Genomic DNA, 18,052 nt, shown 5'->3' with positions numbered 1-18,052 from the left:
CGGGCCGCCGGCGTGCACCGTCGCACTCCGTGCGGTCCGGCGTCCAGTCTCCCATCGTTGTCACGGCCCACGATGCGGAACCCCGACCAGCGACGGACGACACACTGTTGCGGGCTGGGAACACCGTTGCGGAATGGTCACCTCCGTGCCACAGGGGCAAAGCTTCCCTTGTACGGAACCGGCCGGGGCATGACGCTGGTTCCCGTTGGAGCGGACCCCCACAGACCGGCGGCGCTCGTCCTCCCACGGGGGAGAGGACGGGCGCCGTCTTCGTTCGGGGGCCGTCGTCTTCGTCCATGGGCCGCCGTCAGGGGCCGTCGTTCAGCGACCGCCGCCCGGCGTGACGAGGCCCGTCTCGTACGCCACGACCACGGCCTGCGCCCTGCTGTCCAGATCGAGTTTGGACATCGTGCGGTTCAGGTGGGTCTTGACGGTGGCCTCGCTGATGTAGAGGCGGTCGGCGATGTCCGCGTTCGACAGGCCCGTGGCGATCAGCTTCAGGACCTCGACCTCGCGCAGGGTCAGCGCCCGCAGGTCGGGCGGCGGCTCGGCGCCGCCGCCGTCACCGGGAGCGCCCGATCCCCCGGGCCCACCGGAACCGGCCCCCGCCTGCCGGGCGAAGGCCTCCACCAGGCGGCAGGTGACACTGGGCGCGAAGAGCGCGTCGCCGCCACCGACGGCGGCCACCGCGGCGAGCAGGCGCTCGGGCCCGGAGTCCTTGAGCAGGAAGCCCGACGCCCCGGCCCGCAGCGCTCCGTACACGTACTCGTCGAGGTCGAACGTGGTCAGGACCAGGACGCGCGGCGCCGGGTCGGACGCCTCGGCGAGGATCTTCTCGGTGGCCACGATGCCGCTCATGCCGGGCATGCGGATGTCCATCAGGATCACGTCGGGCCGGGTCGTCGCGGCGAGCGCGACGGCTTCCTCCCCGTCACCCGCCTCGCCCACGACCTCGATGCCCGGCGCGGCACGCAGCAGCCCCACCAGGCCCGCCCGGATGAGGAACTGGTCGTCGACCACGAGCACTCTGGTCATCTAAGTCGCGTCGTCCCCCTGCGATGCGGCCTGCGCGGAGGTCGGCAGGGTCAGGCGCACGGCGAACCCTCCCTCGCTCCGCGGGCCGATGCTGATCGTCCCGCCGTAGAGCTTGGCCCGCTCCCGCATCCCAATCAACCCATGGCCGCTTCCCGTGCCCATTCTGTCCGGAATCACCCCCTCCCCGTCATTGGTGACCGAGACCGTCACGTGGTGCGGCCGATAGCGGAGTTCGACCCTCGCGGCAGCCCCTCGCGCGTGCTTCAGGACGTTGGTCAGGGCCTCCTGGACCACGCGGTACGCGCAGAGCTCGACACCGGGGGCGAGCTGCCGCGGCGCCCCCTCGACGTGCAGTTCCACGTCCACTCCCCCGGCCCGCACCCGCTCGACCATCTCGCCGAGCCGCGCGAGCCCCGGCATCGGCGCGTCGGGAGCGCCGTCGCCCTCCTCACGGGCCCGCAGCACCCGCAGCATGCGGCGCAACTCCTCCAGCGCCTCGCCGCTGGTGCCCGCGATGGTGGAGAGCGCGGCACGGGCGGTGGCCGGATCGGAGGAGAAGACGAACGTCGCGAGGCCCGCCTGCACGGAGATCACCGACATGTGGTGGGCGACGACGTCGTGCAACTCCCGTGCGATGCGCCCGCGTTCCTCGGCCACCTCGCGCCGGGCCCGCTCGTCCTGCTCACGCTTCAGCTGCCGGGCCAGCTCGGCGGAGCGGCGCGCGACATGACCGAACCGCCAGATCACCACGGGGAATCCGACGGCCTGCCCGATCACGGAGGCCATCGCGGCGTCCTCGCTGATCGCGCCCGAGTAGATCCAGACCGCGCTCATCAGGGCGGCACAGGGCAGGGAGACGCGCGGCGGCTTCAGGGACGCCACGGTGTAGACCGCGAGCATGGGCCCGAAGGTGTTCACCACGGGCCAGTAGCCGGCGGTGACGTACGCGATCCAGGCGAGGTGCACGACGATCAGGACGGTGAGCGGGGCCTTGCTCCGGACCGCGATCGGCACGTTGACCAGGGCCACCAACACGTAACCCGGCACGTCGAGTTCGGGCCACCCCTGGCGGACCGACTCCTGGCCGAGGAGCACGGCGACCGTGGTCAGGGCGACCGCGATCGACGTGTCGGCGACGAGGGGGCGGATCCGCATCGCCGCAGCGTAGCCCGGGTGCGGGCACCGGAACGTCAAACTACGGCGGTACCGCGGAAGTTGCAGGAACCGCGGGCGTACTCCCCAGGGAGTACCCGAAGCTCAACCCGGCACGGGACGACTCGTCCGCCGCGCCGCCGTAGTTTCGTGGACCGGCACCACACGGCTCCGGCCGGCGGGACCGCGACGGAAACGGGCGGCCCGTCCTCCTCGGGGGAGAGGACGGGCCGCCCGCCGTGGCGTGCGCGGCCCCGCGGCCGCCGGCCGCCGGGTCTCGTTCGCCCAGGTCGTGTTCCTCTGGGCCGTGTTCCTCTAGGTCGTGATCGTCCGGTGCAGCGTCTCGCCCAGGAACGGGATCCTGAGCCACGGGTTCGGCTGCGCCATCATCGCGAGCAGCACGATGGCGAGGCCGAGCGAGCCGTACGTGACCATGTCCGTGAAGCGCGAGCGCACCGCGAGCATGCCGACGCCGGGCAGCGCCCAGCGCATGACGGCGCCCGCGAGCAGCGCGAGGCCGATCAGTATCGTGCCGACGCGGAACACGTCGAAGGCCGTGAGCAGCAGCCCGAGCCCCACCGTCGAGAGCACGGTGAGCAGCGGCCACTGCCGGGCGGGCGCGGGGGCGTCGCCGGGCGCGGCCCGGCCACCGCCCTCGGGCCGCGCGGTGTCCCGGGTCAGGAGCGGGAAGCGCCGCGTGGTCTTCTTCGGCCCGTCGGGGCCGGGGGCGCTGACGGCACCCTTGGCTTCGACGTCCTCCACGGCCTCGGTCCCGGTCTCCGTGACGTCGGCCTGCGATGCCCCCTGCTCAGGTTCGGCGCTCATGGGCTCACCCTTTCCCGTTCGGCTTCCCGCGTCAGCTCGCGGCGGCGGACGCGGCGCGCTCGGCCGCCTCGACGACGTTGACGAGCAGCTGGGCCCGCGTCATCGGGCCGACGCCGCCGGGGTTCGGCGAGATCCACCCGGCGATCTCCCGGACGCCCGGGTGCACGTCGCCGACGATCTTGCCGGACTCGTCGCGCGAGACGCCCACGTCCAGGACCGCGGCGCCCGGCTTCACGTCCTCGGGCTTGATCAGGTGCGGCACGCCCGCCGCGGCCACGATGATGTCGGCCTGCTTCAGATGCGCCGAGAGGTCGCGCGTACCGGTGTGGCACTGCGTGACCGTCGCGTTCTCCGAGCGGCGGGTGAGCAGCAGCGGCATCGAGCGGCCGATCGTCACGCCGCGGCCGACGACCACGACCTCGGCGCCGTTGATCTCCACGCCGTACTGGCGCAGCAGCGTGATGATGCCGAAGGGCGTGCAGGGCAGCGGCGCGGACTCGTTCAGGACGAGGCGGCCGAGGTTCGTCGGGTGCAGGCCGTCGGCGTCCTTCGCCGGGTCCATGAGTTCGAGGACGCGGTTCTCGTCGATGCCCTTGGGGAGCGGGAGTTGCACGATGTAGCCGGTGCAGGCCGGGTCGTCGTTGAGCTCGCGGACGACGGCCTCGATCTCCTCCTGCGTCGCGGTCGCGGGCAGCTCGCGCTGGATGGAGGCGATGCCGACCTGCGCACAGTCGCGGTGCTTGCCGGCGACGTACTTCTGGCTGCCGGGGTCGTCACCGACCAGGACGGTCCCGAGACCGGGCGTGGAGCCCCTCTCCTTCAGGGCCGCCACGCGGGCGGTCAGTTCGGACTTGATCGCGGCTGCGGTGGCCTTGCCATCGAGAATCTGGGCGGTCATGACCCCATCTTCCCGGATGGGACCCGCCTGGTACCAATCAGGTCGGCCCCGGGGACCGACTGTGTCTCAGCTGTGTCCCGAGACCTGACCAGCTCTGTTGCACTTGCACAACACATAGGGAATGCGGCTGGACAAATAAGCCCGGCCTAAAGAACGATGTGCGGCACAGTGCCGCGGGCAGTGTCGGGGGGACGGACCGCATCTGTAGAACATTCCTCCGTGATGTGCCGCGTCGTCCCCGCATGACCCGACGGAGGAAGACCGCCATGAGTTTCGGCGACCCGAACAACCCCTACGGGCAGCCGCCCCAGCAGCCCCCGGCCGCTCCCGGATACGGCTACCCCCAGGCCCCGCCCGGCGTCCCGCCGCAGCAGGGTTACGGCTACCCGCAGCAACCGGCCTACCCCGGCTACCCGGGCGGCAACGCGATGCAGCAGTCGATGCCGGGTCTCCTGGTCACGGCGCGCGTCTTTCTGTACCTGATCTCGGCGGTGCAGATCCTCTTCGCGATCATTTACCTGTACGTGGGCGCGATCGCCAGCGACGCCGGTGACAGCGGCGAGGACCTGGGCCTCAGCGGCATGAGCGACGCCGGTGACGCGGTGGCCGGCATCGCCATCATCGGCGCGCTGATCGCGGCCGCCCTCGCGGCGCTGTCCATCACGCTCGGCGTGAAGTTCGGCCGCGGCGGCCAGGGTGTCCGCATCACCACGGTCATCTACGGCGCGCTCGGCGGCATCGTCGGCCTGATCGCTCTCTTCGTGGGCCTCGACTCGGGTCTCGCGACCGCCATCATCGGCCCGCTGATCTGGGTCGTCTTCGCCGTCATCATCACGATAGCTCCGGTCGTCCCCAGCGGCACCGCCTGGTTCAACCGCCCCCGCTACTGAGGCGTTCGGCGAGGCAGCTCCTACACCCACGGGCCGTGTTCCCCCGCGCAGGGGAACACGGCCCGTGGGTTTTTGCCACCCGTCCGCTCAGTGGAAGAAGTGCCGCGTACCGGTGAAGTACATCGTCACGCCCGCCTTCTTCGCGGCCTCGATCACCAGCTCGTCGCGGACCGAACCGCCCGGCTGCACCACGGCCTTGACGCCCGCGGCGGTCAGGATCTCCAGGCCGTCGGGGAACGGGAAGAACGCGTCCGACGCGGCGTACGCCCCGTGCGCGCGCTCCTCGCCCGCCCGCTCGACGGCGAGCTTCGCGGAGTCGACACGGTTGACCTGGCCCATGCCGACGCCGACCGAGGCGCCGTCCTTGGCGAGCAGGATCGCGTTGGACTTCACCGCGCGCGACGCCTTCCAGGCGAAGGCCAGTTCGGCGAGCTCGCCCGCGTTCAGGGCCTCGCCCGTGGCGAGCGTCCAGTTGGCGGGGTTGTCGCCGTCGGCCTGGAGGCGGTCGGTGACCTGGAGGAGCGCGCCGCCGTCGATCTGCTTGACCTCCACCGTGTTGGCCGGGGCCTGGTGGGCGCGCAGGACGCGGATGTTCTTCTTCTTGGTGAGGGCTTCGAGCGCGCCGTCCTCGTACTCGGGCGCGACGATGACCTCGGTGAAGATGTCGGCGACCTGCTCGGCCATCTCCTTGGAGACCGGGCGGTTGACGGCGATCACGCCGCCGAACGCGGAGAGCGGGTCGCAGGCGTGCGCCTTGCGGTGCGCCTCGGCGACGTTCGCGCCGATCGCGATGCCGCAGGGGTTGGCGTGCTTGATGATCGCGACGCAGGGGTCGTCGTGGTCGTACGCGGCACGGCGCGCGGCGTCCGTGTCCGTGTAGTTGTTGTACGACATCTCCTTGCCGTGCAGCTGCTCGGCCTCGGCGAGGCCGCCATTGCCGTCGACGTAGAGGGCGGCGCCCTGGTGCGGGTTCTCGCCGTAGCGCAGGACGTTCTTGCGGGCGTACGCGCTGCCGATGAACTCGGGGAAGTCCGTACCGTCCGACGCGTAGTCGTCCGCGAACCAGGAGGCGACCGCGAGGTCGTACTCGGCGGTGTGGCGGAACGCCTCGGCGGCCAGGCGCTTGCGGGCGGTCAGGTCGAACCCGCCGTCCCGGACGGCGGCGAGCACGTCGGCGTACCGGGAGGGACTCGTGATGACCGACACCGAGGGGTGGTTCTTGGCGGCGGCGCGGACCATCGAGGGGCCGCCGATGTCGATCTGCTCCACGCACTCGTCGGGCGTCGCGCCCGAGGCGACGGTCGCCTTGAAGGGGTAGAGGTTCACGACGACGAGCTGGAACGGCTCGATGCCGAGGTCGGCGAGCTGGCGCCGGTGGTCCTCCAGGCGCAGGTCGGCGAGGATCCCGGCGTGCACGCGCGGGTGCAGCGTCTTGACCCGGCCGTCCAGGCACTCGGGGAAGCCGGTGAGCTCCTCGACCTTGGTGACGGGCACCCCGGTGGCGGCGATCTTCGCGGCGGTCGAACCGGTCGAGACGAGCTCGACGCCGGCCTCGTGCAGCCCGCGCGCGAGCTCCTCGAGCCCGGTCTTGTCATAGACGCTGATGAGCGCGCGCTTGATCGGGCGCTGCGAACCGTGCGTACCTTCGGCGGTCACGGGATAAGTACCTTTCGTCCCTCAATGCGGTAGCCGTTACGGGCCAGACGCCCCACGACATCGACGAGCAGCCTTCGCTCGACTTCCTTGATGCGCTCGTGCAGAGCGCTCTCGTCGTCCTCATCCCCGACCGGGACCACGCCCTGGGCGATGATCGGGCCGGTGTCGACGCCGTCGTCGACGAAGTGGACGGTGCATCCCGTGACCTTCGCGCCGTACGCGAGCGCGTCGCGCACACCGTGGGCCCCCGGGAAGCTGGGCAGCAGGGCGGGGTGCGTGTTGACGAACCGCCCGCCGAACCGTGCGAGGAATGCCTTCCCCACGATCTTCATGAACCCGGCCGACACGACCAGATCGGGCTCGTACGCGGCGGTCGCCTCGGCCAGGGCCGCGTCCCACTCGTCGCGTGTCGCGTGGTCCTTAACGCGGCAGACGAAGGTGGGAATCCCCGCCTGCTCGGCCCTTTCGAGTCCCGCGATGCCGTCGCGGTCGGCGCCGACGGCGACGATCTCGGCGCCGTAGCCCGACGTCCCGTCCGTCGCGATCTTGTCGAGCAGAGCCTGCAGATTCGTGCCTGATCCGGAGACCAGCACGACCAGGCGCTTGGCCACAGGGCTCTTGGCCACAGCGGGGCCCTTTCTCGGGAGGTGCGTCTTTGTAGGGTCGTACAAAGGCTTCGCACCCCGCGATACGGGGAACTCTACGAAGCGGCCGACCGTCAGCAACGATACCGGCACACGGTGCGGCCCCTCACGGGACGGGGGCGCGGCCGGAAGGTAGCGTCTGCACCAAGACGTCACATGCCGTCACGCCGATCAGAAGCTCGCTCGACCAAGGGGAAGACGCACACCTGATGCCGGACCGTAGCCTCCGCCTCCCGCTGTCCCTCGCGTTCGGACTGACGCACGCAGGGGAGCGCGGCTCGACGCTGCTGCGCGACGGCCGCCCGTCGTCCCCGCCGCAGGACTCCCAGGACTCCGGCAGCTCCGACTCCACGGGCTCCGGAAAGAGGTTCGGGAAGAAGTTCGGGAAGGGTTCCGGGAGCGGTTCCGGGCCTGATTCCGGCAGTCATTCCGGGACCGGATCCGGGAGTGGTTCCGGCAGCGACTCCGGCAGCGACTCCGGCAGGAGGGACGAGGACAATCCCTTCGCGCCGCCGCCGGAGGGGACTCCGGACCAGCCGTGGCGGCCACGGCCGGGCAACGGCGGCGACGGCGAGGACGGCCAGGGCCGTTCCCCCTGGGGCAGCCAGTGGAGCGACCGGCAGCCCGGCCGCGCCCAGGGCGGTGGCTTCGGCGAGCGCCCCGGCCAGCAGGGCGGCCAGGGTTCCGACGGGTCGTCCGGCTCCGGGTCCGGCATGCGCTGGGACCCGACGGACCCGGCCCAGCGCCGCGCTCGGTACGCCCTGCTCTCCGGCATGTGGGCGTTCTTCTTCGCGCTCTTCGGCTGGCGGTACGTGGCGCTGCTCCTGGGCGCGCTCGCGCTGAACTGGGGCATCAGCTCGCTGCGGGCGAAGCCGAAGCAGCCGGATCCGACGGCGCCGGTGGCCCAGCAGGCCACGAGCGACCCCGCGGGCTCGAAGCCGCAGCGGACGGCGGCGATCAGCGGCCTGGTGACGGCGTCACTGGCGCTGGCGATGGTGGCGGCGACGTTCGCCGCGCAGCTGGTGTACCGGGACTACTACACGTGCGTGACGGACTCCCTGACGAGCCAGTCACAACAGGAATGCGAAGACCTCCTCCCCAAGCCACTGCGACCGCTTTTGGCGGAGCAGGACTGAGCAGGGCTGAGCGGGACTGAGCAGGGCTGAGCAGGGCTGAGCGGGGATGACCCGGGCTGAGCGGGGATGACCCGGGATGCGGCTTGGGTGGGTCTCCTCGGCGCTCTTCGGGGCGGCTTCGCCGGGGAGACTCCCACCCGCCCCACTCCACCCGTTCACTGCGGGGCAATCGGGTGGGTGGGTGGGAAAGATCCGCCGCGGAGCGGCGGGGGTGGGTGGCCCCGGGGCGACCAAGGCAGTGCGGGCGAGAGCACGTAGGGGTCGTTCATGGTCTCGCCGCGGGGTGATCGGGTGGGTGGGTGGGTGGGGAAGATCCGCCGCGGAGCGGCGGGCCTGGGGCGCCGCCGCAGGGGGCGGATGGAGCCGTGGAGGAGGGCTTACCGCCGCTCAGGCCCCCGGCGGTCCCCCCGGATCCGCATCCCGCAGCGCCGCCCACCGCGCCTCCCGAGCCGCCTCGTCATGCCACTCGGCCACGCCCCAGTCCCCCGCGTCCCCGACAGGGCCCCGCGGCAGGAAGTCGTACGGCTCGAAGGGCTCCGGCGTGGGCGGCGCCGCGACCGCCGGCTTCGGGCGACGCCGGGGCATCCTCGGCACCGGCAGCCGCCGCTGAGGCGCCCGCCGCTGAGACGCCCGCCGCTGAGGCGCCCGCAGCCGAGGCGCCCGCATCCGAAGACGGGGAACCCGCGGCTTCGGCAAACCGAGGCGCAAACCGAGGCGAGGCCACGCCCACCCCGGCGCAGCCCACCGCGTCCGCACCCGCCACCCCCGCACCGCCAGGGCCACCGGCACCCCCACCACCGCCGTCCACCCCAGAGCCGCCGCCCCCACCTGCCACCACACCGGCCCGAAGTCGGCCAGGACGGCCACCCCCATCGGGCCCCCCGCCAACGCCGCGAGCCCCGCCAGCGCGGCCCCGCACACCGCCGCGGCTCCGAGGCCCACCAGCGCCGTCCGCCCCCGCGACCACGCCTGGTCCCGCTCCCCGGAGGCAGGCGCCGCCGCCCCCGCCGTGAACCACCCGACCGCGATCCCCGCCGCCAGCGGCACCGCGCCCGCCGCCCAGGTCAACGGCGTCCCCGGCCCCTCCGCCGGCACCGCGGCGAGCAGCGGGAACGCCGGCAGCAGCGGCCCCGCGCTCACGGCGAGCGGCCCCGCCACGCTCCCGGTGCCCAGCGCGAACCCGGGCCCGAGGCCGTACGCCGCACCCCACACCGCCGCGTTCGGCACCAGCGCGGCGGCCAGCAGCAGCACCGCGAACCGGCCCGACCACACGTCCGTGACCTGCGCGAACGACGCCCGCGCCAGGCCACCGTGCAGCGCGAGCGACACCGCGACCAGAAGCGCTCCGCCGCCGACGAGCACCACCGTCCCGGCCGCTCCGGCCCGCGTGACGGCGCGGAAGTGCCGCCGTACGAGGAAGGGACGCAGGACTCCGGGCAGCGTGCGCAGGCCCACCTGGACCACGCCAGGCAGCGGCTCCCGGGGGCGGCCGAGCGCCGTCCACACGCCCACGGTCGCCGCCCCCGCCACGAGCATCGGCAGATGGAGGGCCGCGCTCGGCCAGGACGGCCGCAGCTCACCCCCGGCGGCGTACAGCGTCGCGGCGGCGCCGACCAGCAGATAGCCGCCGACGACCCCGCACCACGCGGTCCGCGGCGCCATCCCTCGCTCCTCCGGATCCGCCGCGTCCCGCGCCGCCCGGTGCGCGAGCCAGCCCGGCAGCGCCATCAGGAGCAAGGGGGTCACGCCGACCGGCGCGGGGACCCCGGAGACCGTGTCCGTCCTGATCAGCTCGGTGCCGTGGGCCAGCAGCCACACCGAGGCCGCCACGTGCAGCGCCCCGTCGGGCCCGCTGTCCGGATAGGGCGAGCTGATCCAGAGGACCATCACCAGGACGGCGCACGATCCCAGGCCGAGCCCGGCGGCGACGGCCCCGCCGAACAGGCAGGTCGCCAGTCCGGGTGAGCGGTCCCGAAACCGCTCGACCAGCGTCTTCAGGGGTGGCAACGGTGAGCTGCGGTCGGTGATTTGAGTCACGCCCGCCATGGTCCCAACGACACGCGCTTTCGCCCTGTAACAGGCGAATACCGGATGTGTCGCTCAAGATACGTTTATGTACTTTTTCGTACGACGGATCAGCCGCGCCCGGCGACCCGCCGCACGAAGGCCCACGGCCCACGGCGCGGAGAGTCCGACATGACCCAGAGCCCTGCCGACCCCAAGCGCTCGACTGCGGCCGAGCGGAGGGGGACCCCCTCGTTGCCGTCCCCGAAGGAACGCCGCCGCCTGCGCGAGGCGAAGCACCTGAGCCAGGCCGAGATCGCCGCGAAGGTGGGCGTCACCCGGGAGACGGTCCGCGCCTGGGAATCGGGCCGCTCGACGCCACGCGGCCGCAGGCGTGACGTCTACGCGAAGCTGCTCGCCGAGATCTCGAACGAGCGGGCCGTCACGGACGAGCGTCCCGTACGGAGCCCGAGCTGGGCCCGCGAGCCGGCCCCGGCCCTCGACGCCAAGGACGGCAAGGCCCCCGCGCGCATCCCGGTGGGCGCAGCGATGAACAGCTACACGCGGCCCGAACCGGCCCCGGAGCTCCGGGCCACGGACGTCACCCGGCCCGCCGACCCGGAGCCGGGACGGGAGCCGGAGCGCGCCGCCGAGCCCGAGGCGCGGCCCGGGGCCCCCACCGGGGCCAGGCCCACTGCGGCGACAACCCCCGCCGAAGCCTTCGACACGCTGTGCGCGACCTGCGCCCCGGGCCTCGTACGCCAGACGTACCTGCTCACCGGCCGCCGTACCCTCGCTCAGGAATCCGTCGAACGCGCTTTCCAGCTCGCCTGGCAGCGCTGGCCCGAGGTCGCCGTGGACCGCGACCCGGCGGGCTGGGTGCGGGCGGCGGCGTACGAGTACGCGATGTCCCCCTGGCACCGCCTGCGCCCCGCCCACCGGCATCCCGACGCGCCGCCCGCCGATGCGGCCGACCGCGCGTTCCTCAAGGTGCTGATGAGCCTGCCGCCCGCGCAGCGCCGCGCCCTCCTGCTGTACGACGGCGTCGGGCTCGACCTGCCCGAGACCGCGGCCGAGACGGAGGCGAGCACGCCCGCGACGGCCAACCGGCTGCTGCACGCGCGCGAGACGATCGCCGAGAAGCTCCCCGAACTGGCGGCGACGCCCGACGCCCTGCACCAGCGCCTGGGCGAACTGTGCGGCGCGGAGAAACTGCGGCCCCCGAACGCGGTCCGGGTCCGCACCGGCAGCGAGCACCGCGCCCGGTTCTGGACCCGGGCGGCCATCGCGTTCACCGCCCTGATCGTCGGCGCGACGGCCCTCACCCTGAGAACGGCCCCCACGCACTACGAACCACCCCAGTCCCCGGGCAAGGCCATCAGCGGAGTCCCCCCGAGAATGGGCCCGGGCCACCTGACGTACGCGGACCAACTCCTCCACAAAAAACTGCGAGAAGACTTGTCGAGCGGCCCAGAAAGACTGACACCAGAGGCGAGGTAGGACGACTGGGCCGGGCCTTGGGGGGCCTGGCCCAGCCTTTCTCGGGGGCGCGGCGAACGGCGCAATCCTTCGGGGGCGCAGTCCTTCAGGGGCGCGGGGAACGGCGCAGTCTTTGTCTTTAAGGGGCGCGGGGAACTGCGCGAGCGCCCACGGACGGCCCGCGGTCGGTCGAAGCGCGGACAGACACAAAAGTGGACCCGCACCTCACGTGAGTGAAATGCGGGCCCACCTCAAAAAGCTGGCTCAGACTTCGGCTTCAGCCCGCGAGAATCGCGCGCGCAAGCTTCGCGGTCTCGGTAGGCGTCTTGCCCACCTTGACGCCCGCAGCCTCGAGCGCCTCCTTCTTGGCGGCAGCCGTACCGGAGGAGCCGGAGACGATGGCACCGGCGTGGCCCATGGTCTTGCCCTCGGGCGCGGTGAAGCCGGCGACGTAGCCGACGACCGGCTTCGTCACGTTGGCCTTGATGTAGTCCGCCGCACGCTCCTCGGCGTCACCGCCGATCTCACCGATCATGACGATCAGGTCGGTGTCGGGGTCCGCCTCGAACGCCTCGAGGGCGTCGATGTGCGTCGTGCCGATGACCGGGTCGCCACCGATGCCGACGGCCGACGAGAAGCCGATGTCACGGAGCTCGTACATCATCTGGTACGTCAGCGTGCCGGACTTCGAGACCAGGCCGATGCGGCCCGGCTTCGTGATGTCGCCCGGGATGATGCCGGCGTTCGACTGGCCCGGGGTGATGAGACCGGGGCAGTTCGGGCCGATGATGCGGGTCTTGTTGCCCTTCGACTTCGCGTACGCCCAGAAGGCGGCGGAGTCGTGGACGGCGATGCCCTCGGTGATGACGACCGCGAGGGGGATCTCGGCGTCGATCGCCTCGACGACGGCGGCCTTGGAGAAGGCCGGGGGCACGAAGAGGACGGACACGTTGGCGCCCGTGGCCTCCATGGCCTCCTTGACCGAGCCGAAGACCGGTACCTCGGTGCCGTCGAAGTCGACCTTCGTGCCCGCCTTGCGCGGGTTCACGCCGCCGACGATGTTCGTGCCGTCACCGAGCATGAGCTTGGTGTGCTTCATGCCCGTGGCACCGGTCATGCCCTGGACGATGACCTTGCTGTCCTTGTTGAGGAAGATAGCCATGGCTGTTCTGTCCCTCGTCCCTTACTTCGCGGCCGCGAGCTCGGCGGCCTTGTCGGCCGCGCCGTCCATGGTGTCCACGCGCTGCACGAGCGGGTGGTTGGCGTCGCTCAGGATCTTGCGACCCAGCTCCGCGTTGTTGCCGTCGAGACGCACGACCAGGGGCTTGGTGACTTCCTCGCCCTTGGACTTGAGCAGCTCGAGCGCCTGGACGATACCGTTGGCGACCTCGTCACAAGCGGTGATGCCACCGAAGACGTTGACGAAGACGGACTTGACGTCCGGGTCGCCGAGGATGATCTCCAGGCCGTTCGCCATGACCTCGGCCGAAGCGCCGCCGCCGATGTCGAGGAAGTTGGCCGGCTTGACGTTGTCGTGCGCCTCACCGGCGTACGCGACGACGTCCAGGGTGCTCATGACGAGACCCGCGCCGTTGCCGATGATGCCGACCTCGCCGTCGAGCTTCACGTAGTTGAGGTTCTTGGCCTTGGCGGCAGCCTCGAGCGGGTTGGCTGCGTCCTTGTCCTCGAGGGCCTCGTGGTCGGCCTGGCGGAAGTCGGCGTTCTCGTCGAGCGAGACCTTGCCGTCCAGGGCCAGGATGCGGCCGTCCTTGGTCTTCACCAGGGGGTTGACCTCGACGAGGAGCGCGTCCTCGGCGACGAAGGTGTCCCACAGGGTGACCATGGCCTCGGCGACGCCCTCGGCCACGTCGGCCGGGAACTTCGCCTGCGCGACGATCTCGCGGGCCTTCTCGATGTTGACGCCTTCGACGGCGTTGACCGGGACCTTCGCGAGGGCCTCGGGGGTCTTCTCCGCGACCTCCTCGATGTCCATGCCGCCCTGCACCGACGCCATGGCGAGGAAGGTGCGGTTGGTGCGGTCGAGGAGGTACGAGACGTAGTACTCCGCCTCGATCTCCGGGGACAGCTCGGCGATCATCACCTTGTGGACCGTGTGGCCCTTGATGTCCATCCCGAGGATGTCCGTCGCGCGAGCGACGGCCTCATCCGGGTTGGCGGCCAGCTTCACGCCGCCGGCCTTGCCGCGGCCACCGACCTTCACCTGTGCCTTGACGACCGACTTGCCGCCCAGCTTCTCGGTGGCCTCGCGCGCCGCCTCAGGCGTGTCGATGACTTCACCGGCCAGCACCGGTACACCGTGCTTGGCGAAGAGGTCCCTCGCCTGGTACTCGAACAGGTCCACGCGCGTCCGTCCCTTTTCCGTGATCTCGCTGCGATCTCGCTGCTTTGTGGTCAGCTGTCTGCGTGGGCGTGCCGCGGAGGGCAACGTGACTGCGCTGTCACAAGGGAGGCGTAGGACGGAGTCCGGTACGCGGCATGTCCGTCTCGCAGGTTATCGCCGTGGGCCGTAGGTCCCTAAATCGCAGATCACATTTGGGCGGTGATGACTGTCACAGATCGCGGCCGCGGGGAGGGGCGGGGCGGCCCCTGAGACACCAGGGACCGCCCGTTTGCTCTTGTTACCGCTTGGTACTGCTGTAACGGTTTCAGCTGCTGTGCGTCGCGTCGTACGTCGCGTTGTACGCCTGCTGGTACGTCGGCAGGTAGTCCGGGGTGACCGAGGTGGCCACGCCCCGGACGCCCGTGACGGCGTTGTCGGCGAGGGACCGCGCGTCGGGGGCGACGGTGCCGGTCAGGTCCTGCGCGAAGGGCGAGACCTGCCCGACGACACCACCGGCGAAGGGGTGAACGTCGCCCGTGACGCCGTACGCCAGCTCGCCCGCGCTGCCGCCGACGCCCTGCACGACGGGCCGCACCTGGTCGGCGACGGTCTGCACGAGCGGCGAGACCGCCCCGACGACACCGCCCGCGAAGGGCCGCACGTCGTCGCCGACGACACCCTGCGCGAACGGCGGAACCTCGCCGACGACCCCGCCGGCGAACGGCTGCACGTCGCCCACCACGCCCTGCGCCAGGTGACCGACGCCGCCGACGGCCTGCCCGGCGACCGGCACGACACCGTCGACCGCGGTGGCGGCGACGGGCGGCAGCACGTCTTCGGCGGTCTCGTCGACGATGGGCGCGGCGGTCGCCGTGGCGGTGGCCGGGGCGTCCTCGATCTCGGGAGCGAAGGCGGAGAGGGGCCCGAAGAGGTAGTCGACGGAGTCCTCGGGCGTGGTGACGTCCGGGGTACGAACATCCGGGACGCTGACCTCGGGAGCCTTGGGGGCGGCGGCCTTCGCATCGGCGACGGTGGACTTCGCGGTGTCCCGGACGTCGGCGACGGTGGACTTCGCCTTGTCCTGGGCGCCACCGGCGACGTCACCCGTGAGCGTGACGTCATCGACCGCCTCGGACGCGTCGACCGCGTCGACCGCGTTGTCCGGCAGGGCGACGGAGTGCTGCGGCAGCTCGTCCGCGCTGGCCACGGCGGACCCGAGGGCCCAGGCTCCCGTGACACCGGCGGCTATGACGATGGAACGACGGATGTTCTTGTTCATGCGTGCTTCAGATCCTTCGGACTCTGGCTGTGGATCCGATCCGGTACGAGATACGTCCGGTCGGCGGGCAGACCTTTGCCACCCCCGCGCGGCAGGTCTTCGCGGGGAAAGGGCTGCCCTAGCCAGGGAATTCGGGAATGTCCCGGTGTCGTTCGCGGATCGGCGCGGAGACCTGACCGGCCCCGGCACCCGGCAGAAGCCTCACCGGCGCACGGTCACCGGACGAGGCGGCACCGGGATCACCGTGCCGCGTCGAACTTCCGTCACCGGCGGACTGCCCGCCCAGCGTCCGCACCGGATCACCGGGCGCGGACGGGAACGGGAGCGGCAACGGTCCGTGCTCGGTGCGGCGCACGTCGTCCGACCCACCCGGGAACGGGACGCCACCGCTCGGCCGAAGGACTCCGGTCCCGGCAAGGGCGCGAGCGCCTGCCTCGGCCCCCGCTCGGTACGAGCCCTTGCCTTGCACCCCTTCGCCATCGGACGACCGCGCCCCGCCGCCATCCACGGCATCGTGACCGGCAGAAGATCCGGGCTGCGGCAGCTCGGTCCCAGCAGGAAGACCAGGGACATCAGGGAACCCGGGAACACCTGGGAGTCCTGGAACCCCGGGCCTTCCAGGGAGGCCGGGAAGCTCGGGCTTTCCACTGAAGCCGGGAAGCTCAAGCTTTCCAGGGAAGCCGGGATAGCCGGTAAAGCCATGGAGATCGGGAGCGTGAGGCAACACTCGCTGCTGCGACGCACCCTCAAGAACCCCGGCGGCCCCGTCCACGACCGGCGGCACGGCACCCCGCACGCTCCGGACCACTGGCTCGGCGGCATCAACTCCAGGCTCGGCAACGTCAACCCCAGGCGTGACGGCGGCATCGCGCACGGCCTCATGCCCGCCCCGCGCAGCCCCGCCACCGGAGGTCTTCGCGCCCGCAGGCTCCGAAGCGTTCCCCCGCGCAAGCCCGGAGCCCCCCTCGGAGACTCCACCCACTTGCTGCTGCCGCCCAGCCCGCGCTGCCGACACCGGCACCGGAGCCGCCTCTGCCTCCGAAGTCGCCGGGGACGCCGGGGACGCTGGGGACGCCGGGGACGCGGCGGCCGCCAATGTCACCGAGGCAGCCGAGGCAGCCGAGGGCACGGTCTCCCGCCCCGACTCCGGCACACCGACCGCCGCCTGCGCGCGCTCGCCGCAGAGGAAACCCAGCGCGAGCAACCCGGCCAGCAGCAACACCACTTGCAGCGCACGCCGCCCGGCCACGGCGCGCGGCGTGCGCACGGCGGCATCGGGCAGGACCACTGCTGCGGGAGTCAAGACGAAGAGATTCCTCCGCTGGGCAGAGGGGGCTTCCTCTGCGGGGCCGGACGAGACCGGAGCGCAACGCTCCGGGAGTGAAGCCCGCCGATCCTCGCACGGGCCTCCCGCACTCGCGCAAGTCCCCCGTTACCGATGCGTATTCATGTCCGGTATGGGCAGTGGGCGCTTTTCGATCGCCGCCGCCATCACCTCCGGGAAGAGGTCCGGGGTACAGGCGAAGGCCGGCGCGTCCAGGGCCGAGAGCGCCGCCGCGTGTTCACGGTCGTACGCGGGCGTCCCCTCGTCGGAGAGCGCGAGCAGCGTCACGAACTGCACGCCGGAGGCCTTCATCGCCGCGACCCGCTTCAGCATCTCGTTGCGGATACCCCCTTCGTAGAGGTCGCTGATGAGGACGACGATGGTGTCGGCGGGCCGGGTGATCTGCGACTGGCAGTACGCGAGCGCCCGGTTGATGTCGGTACCGCCCCCCAACTGCGTGCCGAACAGGACATCCACCGGGTCGTCCAGCTGATCGGTCAGATCGACGACGTTCGTGTCGAAGACGACGAGCCGCGTGTTGAGCGACCGCATCGAACCGAGCACCGCACCGAACACCGAGGCGTAGACGACCGACGCGGCCATCGAGCCCGACTGGTCGATGCAGAGGATGACCTCCTTCTTCACGGACTGCGCCGCACGCCCGTACCCGACGAGACGCTCGGGCACGATCGTCTTGTACTGCGGCAGATAGTTCTTGAGGTTGACCGCGATCGTGCGGTTCCAGTCGATGTCGTGGTGGCGGGGCCTGCTGACGCGGGCGCTGCGGTCGAGCGCACCGGTGAGGGTGGCCCGGGTACGCGTGGCGAGCCGCTTCTCCAGGTCCTCGACGACCTTGCGCACGACGGCCCGCGCGGTCTCCTTCGTGGTCTCCGGCATGGCCTTGTTGAGGGAGAGCAAGGTCCCCACCAGATGGACGTCGGCTTCCACGGCCTCCAGCATCTCGGGCTCCAGGAGCAGCGTGGAGAGTCCGAGCCGCTCGATGGCATCGCGCTGCATGACCTGGACCACGGACGAGGGGAAGTACTTCCGGATGTCCCCGAGCCAGCGCGACACGGACGGCGCGGACGCCCCGAGCCCCGCCGAACGGTCCCGCCCCCGGTCCTTCTTCCCCGCGTCCCCTCCCCCATAGAGCGCCCCGAGCGCCCCGTCCATGGCGGCATCCCGCCCACCGAGCTCACACCCGGTCCCATCGGCGGCGCCCCCACCCAACACGAGCCGCCACCGCCGCAACCGCTCCTCCCCCCGCCCACCACTCATCCCAGCCCCCACCCCAGCCACGCCAGTCACATCAGCCACCACATCCACCCCAACTCCCCCAACCACGCCAGCCCCCATTCCCGACGCCACCCCCGCTCCCCCAACCACTCC

General features: G+C 71.7%; 14 protein-coding genes. 3 read left to right on the top strand and 11 right to left on the bottom strand.

The genetic code is table 11. The annotated features are described in order from the left end of the window. Positions 1-321: 321 nt before the first annotated feature. The 4 genes from QBL25_RS25245 to QBL25_RS25230 all read right to left on the bottom strand — a co-directional run bounded on the left by QBL25_RS25245 (position 322) and on the right by QBL25_RS25230 (position 3,910). Entirely contained in the window at positions 322-1,035 is a 714-nt protein-coding gene (locus QBL25_RS25245; RefSeq protein ID WP_409059251.1) for a response regulator, read from the bottom strand. Further along, entirely contained in the window at positions 1,036-2,190 is a 1,155-nt protein-coding gene (locus QBL25_RS25240; protein WP_409059250.1) for a sensor histidine kinase, read from the bottom strand. A 312-nt stretch (positions 2,191-2,502) separates the two neighbouring features. Beyond that, on the bottom strand, positions 2,503-3,012 hold the full coding sequence (locus QBL25_RS25235) for a DUF3017 domain-containing protein (protein ID WP_409059249.1): 510 nt from the start codon (positions 3,010-3,012) through the stop codon (positions 2,503-2,505). Positions 3,013-3,043: 31 nt separating this feature from the next. Next, on the bottom strand, positions 3,044-3,910 hold the full coding sequence (locus QBL25_RS25230; protein ID WP_409059248.1) for a bifunctional methylenetetrahydrofolate dehydrogenase/methenyltetrahydrofolate cyclohydrolase: 867 nt from the start codon (positions 3,908-3,910) through the stop codon (positions 3,044-3,046). Positions 3,911-4,176: 266 nt separating this feature from the next. Between QBL25_RS25230 and QBL25_RS25225 the strand changes: the two genes are divergently transcribed. Then, positions 4,177-4,800: a hypothetical protein gene (locus QBL25_RS25225; RefSeq protein ID WP_409059247.1), complete on the top strand. Its 624-nt coding sequence runs from the start codon at positions 4,177-4,179 to the stop codon at positions 4,798-4,800. An 87-nt stretch (positions 4,801-4,887) separates the two neighbouring features. On the opposite strand, the gene purH is transcribed toward QBL25_RS25225, so the two are convergent. Both purH and purN read right to left on the bottom strand, forming a co-directional pair. Further along, positions 4,888-6,456 (bottom strand): bifunctional phosphoribosylaminoimidazolecarboxamide formyltransferase/IMP cyclohydrolase, encoded by a 1,569-nt coding sequence (gene purH, locus QBL25_RS25220; protein WP_409059246.1) that lies wholly within the window; start codon positions 6,454-6,456, stop codon positions 4,888-4,890. Beyond that, positions 6,453-7,082 (bottom strand): phosphoribosylglycinamide formyltransferase, encoded by a 630-nt coding sequence (purN, locus tag QBL25_RS25215; RefSeq protein ID WP_409059245.1) that lies wholly within the window; start codon positions 7,080-7,082, stop codon positions 6,453-6,455. Before purN ends, purH begins: the two co-directional genes overlap by 4 nt. A gap of 227 nt (positions 7,083-7,309) precedes the next feature. Here purN and QBL25_RS25210 point away from each other — a divergent pair, with 227 nt between their 5' ends. Further along, positions 7,310-8,236, top strand: a complete 927-nt coding sequence (locus tag QBL25_RS25210; RefSeq protein ID WP_409059244.1) for a hypothetical protein — start codon at positions 7,310-7,312, stop codon at positions 8,234-8,236. Positions 8,237-8,623: 387 nt separating this feature from the next. Here QBL25_RS25210 and QBL25_RS25205 read toward each other — a convergent pair whose 3' ends face one another. Next, the gene (locus QBL25_RS25205; RefSeq protein ID WP_409059243.1) at positions 8,624-10,282 is read right to left on the bottom strand and encodes a DUF6350 family protein; all 1,659 of its coding nucleotides are present in this window, start codon (positions 10,280-10,282) and stop codon (positions 8,624-8,626) included. 150 nt (positions 10,283-10,432) lie between these two features. Between QBL25_RS25205 and QBL25_RS25200 the strand changes: the two genes are divergently transcribed. Beyond that, the gene (locus QBL25_RS25200; RefSeq protein ID WP_409059242.1) at positions 10,433-11,740 is read left to right on the top strand and encodes a sigma factor-like helix-turn-helix DNA-binding protein; all 1,308 of its coding nucleotides are present in this window, start codon (positions 10,433-10,435) and stop codon (positions 11,738-11,740) included. 256 nt (positions 11,741-11,996) lie between these two features. Here the strand turns inward: QBL25_RS25200 and sucD are convergent, their stop codons facing one another. From sucD to QBL25_RS25180, 4 genes are all read right to left on the bottom strand, one after another. Beyond that, a complete protein-coding gene (gene sucD, locus QBL25_RS25195; protein ID WP_160506736.1) occupies positions 11,997-12,881 on the bottom strand; it encodes a succinate--CoA ligase subunit alpha in 885 nt (294 codons plus the stop codon). A gap of 21 nt (positions 12,882-12,902) precedes the next feature. Continuing rightward, complete coding sequence (sucC, locus tag QBL25_RS25190) at positions 12,903-14,081, bottom strand: ADP-forming succinate--CoA ligase subunit beta (protein ID WP_409059241.1); 1,179 nt, start codon at positions 14,079-14,081, stop codon at positions 12,903-12,905. A gap of 304 nt (positions 14,082-14,385) precedes the next feature. Next, positions 14,386-15,339 carry a hypothetical protein gene (locus QBL25_RS25185; RefSeq protein ID WP_409059240.1) on the bottom strand — a complete coding sequence of 318 codons (954 nt, stop codon included), beginning with the start codon at positions 15,337-15,339 and terminating at the stop codon, positions 14,386-14,388. 1,432 nt (positions 15,340-16,771) lie between these two features. Then, positions 16,772-17,941 carry a vWA domain-containing protein gene (locus QBL25_RS25180; protein ID WP_409059239.1) on the bottom strand — a complete coding sequence of 390 codons (1,170 nt, stop codon included), beginning with the start codon at positions 17,939-17,941 and terminating at the stop codon, positions 16,772-16,774. Positions 17,942-18,052: the final 111 nt, after the last annotated feature.

The organism is Streptomyces sp. SYP-A7185 (assembly GCF_046103685.1).
GTDB lineage: Bacteria > Actinomycetota > Actinomycetes > Streptomycetales > Streptomycetaceae > Streptomyces.
The sequence above is the reverse complement of the archived record's forward strand: the minus strand, read 5'-3'. Positions and strand labels throughout refer to the sequence as shown.

Excerpts from the sequence above, each read along its gene's own strand:
- QBL25_RS25245 (WP_409059251.1), bottom strand. The coding sequence starts at position 1,035 with ATGACCAGAGTGCTCGTGGTCGACGACCAGTTCCTCATCCGGGCGGGC.
- QBL25_RS25240 (WP_409059250.1), bottom strand. The coding sequence starts at position 2,190 with ATGCGGATCCGCCCCCTCGTCGCCGACACGTCGATCGCGGTCGCCCTG.
- QBL25_RS25235 (WP_409059249.1), bottom strand. The coding sequence starts at position 3,012 with ATGAGCGCCGAACCTGAGCAGGGGGCATCGCAGGCCGACGTCACGGAG.
- QBL25_RS25230 (WP_409059248.1), bottom strand. The coding sequence starts at position 3,910 with ATGACCGCCCAGATTCTCGATGGCAAGGCCACCGCAGCCGCGATCAAG.
- QBL25_RS25225 (WP_409059247.1), top strand. The coding sequence starts at position 4,177 with ATGAGTTTCGGCGACCCGAACAACCCCTACGGGCAGCCGCCCCAGCAG.
- QBL25_RS25210 (WP_409059244.1), top strand. The coding sequence starts at position 7,310 with ATGCCGGACCGTAGCCTCCGCCTCCCGCTGTCCCTCGCGTTCGGACTG.
- QBL25_RS25205 (WP_409059243.1), bottom strand. The coding sequence starts at position 10,282 with ATGGCGGGCGTGACTCAAATCACCGACCGCAGCTCACCGTTGCCACCC.
- QBL25_RS25200 (WP_409059242.1), top strand. The coding sequence starts at position 10,433 with ATGACCCAGAGCCCTGCCGACCCCAAGCGCTCGACTGCGGCCGAGCGG.
- sucD (WP_160506736.1), bottom strand. The coding sequence starts at position 12,881 with ATGGCTATCTTCCTCAACAAGGACAGCAAGGTCATCGTCCAGGGCATG.
- QBL25_RS25185 (WP_409059240.1), bottom strand. The coding sequence starts at position 15,339 with ATGAACAAGAACATCCGTCGTTCCATCGTCATAGCCGCCGGTGTCACG.
- QBL25_RS25180 (WP_409059239.1), bottom strand. The coding sequence starts at position 17,941 with ATGAGTGGTGGGCGGGGGGAGGAGCGGTTGCGGCGGTGGCGGCTCGTG.